This window comes from Achromobacter sp. JD-1 (assembly GCF_038594925.1).
In the GTDB taxonomy this organism is placed as follows: Bacteria; Pseudomonadota; Gammaproteobacteria; order Burkholderiales; family Burkholderiaceae_B; genus Achromobacter; species Achromobacter spanius_C.
In genome coordinates, this window is record NZ_JBCGCS010000092.1 from 1 (window position 1) to 881 (window position 881).

Annotated in this window: 1 protein-coding gene; it reads left to right on the forward strand. The window is 63.9% G+C overall.

All coding sequences use genetic code 11. The features are described 5' to 3' along the window. Nucleotides 1-523: 523 nt before the first annotated feature. A partial coding sequence (locus WBR68_RS31370) for a hypothetical protein (RefSeq protein WP_230696270.1) occupies nt 524-881 on the forward strand: 358 nt, incomplete at its 3' end.

Sequence of the window (881 nt, forward strand, 5' to 3'; positions counted from 1 at the left end):
GTCTCGATGCCGCCCGGATCCCAATCTCAGCACTGATTTTTTGATCACGACTCCCCATTGGGCGTGCCCCTGCGGCTACGCCTACGGGTCGGGCCATCGCGCTTCGCGTTGAGCCTGGCCAACCCCGCCAGTCTCACCCCCTTGCGGGGCTTCAGTCCTACCCTCCCTACGGTCGGCTCACGCCTTCGCGCCTGCCGGCGCTGCGCGCTGCCGCTTGCCGGCCGCCTTGCGGCCAGGTTGACCCGCGCTGCGCGCGGGTAGGGGCGCTCGGCGCGCGCCTGGCTTTGGTGTCGCCGCCCTGTCTCTCGCAATGCATCCATTCCCGCGAGCCCCGTCCTAAAACGCCGACCGTACCACTGCGTTTCTCCCTCCAAGGGTCCGGTGCTCACCCGTTCGGTGCTCGCCTTCGGCTGCGCTCCGCATGCGGCCTCTGCTCCGGCCCTTTCCAGTCGTCACTACGTGGCCACGGACGGCACGGACAGGCCTCACAGGAACGGATGCGAATAACGCGGAGGGAAAGACCATGAACAACCAAATCCAACAAACCTACGCTCGGACGACTTCTTCAGGATCGGTCAGCGCTCCAAAAACGCTCTTGAATGCAAAGGAAATAGCCATGGCAAACACTGTTCAGACAATCGCAATGCCGAAGCCCGCAGTGGTGTTCCTTCGCGGCCTGGACGCCCGCGTTGCTCACACCAAAGCAGCAGGGATGTTCGATGAAGACAGCCGTTTCATGGACCTTGGTTACGCGCAAATGCTGGCTCACGTTCAAGGCCGCCAAGACTTCACCCGTGGCCGTGTCGCCGACGACGTACCGCCGTTGCTGGCCGATGTTGCCGAACTGGCAAGCGCATGGGTGGACGGCTGGGACGCAGCAG